At 64.4% G+C, this 3,107-nt stretch carries 3 protein-coding genes and 1 pseudogene; all 4 read left to right on the top strand.

Going from position 1 to position 3,107, the window contains the following annotated elements; genetic code table 11:
* The coding region (locus tag AC5E6L_RS05990) for an ABC transporter substrate-binding protein (RefSeq protein ID WP_491771949.1) at positions 1–1,010 on the top strand (1,010 nt) is incomplete at its 5' end.
* Between the two features lie 87 nt (positions 1,011–1,097).
* Entirely contained in the window at positions 1,098–2,039 is a 942-nt protein-coding gene (locus AC5E6L_RS05985; RefSeq protein WP_491771947.1) for an ABC transporter permease, read from the top strand.
* A 1-nt stretch (position 2,040) separates the two neighbouring features.
* Positions 2,041–2,928, top strand: coding sequence for an ABC transporter permease (locus AC5E6L_RS05980; RefSeq protein ID WP_491230176.1), 888 nt, complete (start codon positions 2,041–2,043; stop codon positions 2,926–2,928).
* A gap of 1 nt (position 2,929) precedes the next feature.
* Positions 2,930–3,107, top strand: a pseudogene (locus AC5E6L_RS05975) (microcin ABC transporter ATP-binding protein); the annotation flags it as partial.

Genomic DNA, 3,107 nt, shown 5'->3' with positions numbered 1-3,107 from the left:
AACTGGAAGAATTCGAGCCGGGCGTCTCGGTGACCTACGACAGGTTCGACGATTACGTGCCGCGCGACGAGCCCCCCTCCTGGATGGCGGGCGGCAAGGTCGCCAATGTCGATCGCGTTGTGTGGACGACGATGCCGGACCATCTGACGGCGGTCAACGCGCTGGCGGCGGGCGAGATCGATTATATCGAAGCCCTTCAGATCGACCTGCTCCCAATCCTTGAAGGCAATCGCGATGTCATCGTCGAGAGGCGCGACCCGCTGGGCATGGTCACGATCGGGCGGCCGAACTTCCTGCACCCGCCCTTCGACAACCAACTGGTCCGCCAGGCGGCGGTCGCCGCTCTGAGCCAGGAAAACATGCTGGCGACGAAGCAAGGCAGGCCGGACTTTTTCAACGTTTGCGGCGCGATCTTCGGTTGTGCGACCCCGCTTGGCGATGAAACCGGGTCGGGGCCGCTCAAGGCCGCCGATCCCGAGGGTGCCCGTGCCCTGCTGGACAAGGCCGGATATGATGGAACTGCGGTCGTGCTGATGGCGCCGACCGATGTGATCACGCTGTCCACCCAGCCCGTCGTTGCTGCCCAGGCGCTGCGCGAGGCCGGCTTCGAGGTCGATATGCAGCCCATGGACTGGCAGTCGGTGGTTCAGCGCCGGGCCCGGCAAAGCCCGCCCGCCGAAGGCGGCTGGAACCTGTTCTTCACCAACTGGATGGTCCCCGAAATCTCCGATCCGCTGATCAACGTGATGCTGAATGGTCGCGGAGACGATGGCTGGTTCGGCTGGCCGACCGATGCGGAAATCGAAAAGATGCGTGCCCAGTTCGTCGCGGCCGCCACGCCCGAGGCACGAAAGGAGGTGGCCTTGCGCATCCAGGCCTATGTCATGGACAATGTGAACTATCTGATGATGGGCGAATATGTGAACCCACAGGGACGCCGCGCCAACATCGAGGGCATCATCCCCTCGCCGGTGCCCGTGTTCTGGAACGTCACCAAGGGCGCGGACTGATCGGTCAGACCACGCCGCTGGCCCGTGGCGGGGCAGGCGCCCCGCTTCGCGTCTTGACTTCCGGTTTCGTGCCAAAGAGACCCGTTCATGCTCGGTTATCTTCTCAGACGGCTTTTGGCGACAATCCCGGTCCTGCTGATCGTTGCCGTTTTCGTGTTCCTTCTTCTGCGCCTGACACCGGGCGATCCGGCGGCCATTCTGGCGGGCGATGCGGCCACGCCGGCCCAGCTGGAACGTATCCGCGACAGTCTCGGCCTGAACGATCCGCTGCACATCCAGTTCATCGCCTGGATGGGCCAGATGCTGCGGGGCGACCTGGGCACATCGTTGATTTCGAACACGCCCGTCGCGCAGATGATTGGCGACCGGCTGGGGCCGACCGTCAACATCGCGCTCATGACGATCATCATCTCGGTCCTTCTGGCGGTGCCCATGGGCGTGATCGCGGCCTGGCGCCACCGCAGCTGGATCGATTTCGCCGTCATGGCGTTTTCGGTGCTGGGCTTTTCGGTGCCCGTGTTTGTGATCGGCTACATCCTGATCCAGGTCTTCGCCATCGAGCTGCGCTGGGTGCCGGTTCAGGGCTATGCTTCGCCCGCCGACGGGCTGGGCGCCTTTTTCAGCCGGGCGATCCTGCCTTCGTTGACGCTGGCGACCATCTATGTGGCGCTGATCGCCCGCATGACCCGCGCCTCGATGCTCGAAGTGCTGGGCGAGGATTATGTGCGCACCGCCCGCGCCAAGGGCGTGCGCGAGAATGCGGTGCTGTTCCGCCATGCGCTGCGCAATGCCGCGGTGCCGATCCTGACGGTCATCGGGACCGGTTTTGCGCTTCTGATCTCGGGCGTGGTGGTGACCGAGAGCGTCTTCAACATCCCCGGCATCGGCCGGTTGACGGTCGATGCGATCCTGGCGCGCGACTATCCGGTCATCCAGGCCATGATCCTTTTGACCGCCGGCATCTATGTGGCGGTCAATCTGATCGTCGATGTTTCCTATTCGCTTTTCGACCCCAGGATCCGGTACTGACATGGCCGATGCTTCAAGCCGGGGACACAGCGCCTTTTACCTGCTGACCGGCCTCTTCTCGCTGCCGGCGGGCGCCCGCGTCGGCCCCGGACCGATGATTGCGGGGGCGGTCCTGGCCGTCATCGTCATCGCCGTTCTCGCGGCCCCGCTCTATGTGCCCTACGATCCGCTTGCGATGAACGCGATGGCGCGGTTGCGCCCGCCATCGGCCGAACATCCGCTGGGCACCGACGCGTTCGGCCGCGATGTGTTCAGCCGGGTCATGATGGGCGGGCGGGTCTCGCTCCTGATCGGGATCGGCGCGGCGCTGGTCAGCGTCGTTCTGGGCCTGATCATCGGTCTGGTCGCGGGTTTCCTGCGCGCCGCCGACGGCATCATCATGCGGATCATGGACAGCCTGATGGCGATCCCGGCGATTCTCCTGGCCATTGCGCTGGTGGCGCTGAACGGGCCAAGCCTTGGCTCGGTCATCATGGCGATCACGATCCCCGAAGTGCCGCGCGTGGTCCGGCTGGTGCGCTCGGTCATCCTTTCGGCGCGCGAAGAGCCCTATGTGGAGGCGGCGATCGCGCTCGGTTCGTCGATGCCCAAGATCATGTTGCAGCATCTTGTGCCCAACACTGTTGCGCCGCTGATCGTCCAAGGCACCTATATATGCGCCTCTGCCATCTTGATCGAGGCGATCCTGTCGTTCCTGGGCGCAGGCGTTTCGACCGAAATTCCCACCTGGGGCAACATCATGGCCGAGGGGCGCCGCTTTTTTCAGATCAATCCCGGCCTGATCTTCTGGCCCGGCCTGGTGCTGTCGCTGTGCATCTTGTGCATCAACTTGCTCGGTGACACCGCGCGCGATCTGTTCGACCCGCGCATGAAGGGGCGGGAGGTCTGAGATGGCGTTCAAGGCGCGCGATCTGTCGCAGCTCCGCCGGGTGTTGAAGATCCGCCAATTGCAGGTGGGGCTCACCGGCAACGCTCACGCGGCGCCGATCCTGGACCGGATCGACCTCGATATCCGCGCCGGCGAAACCCGCTGCCTGGTCGGCGAAAGCGGTTCGGGCAAGTCGGTCA

It is taken from the genome of Roseitalea sp. (assembly GCF_984466335.1).
The sequence above is the reverse complement of the archived record's forward strand: the minus strand, read 5'-3'. Positions and strand labels throughout refer to the sequence as shown.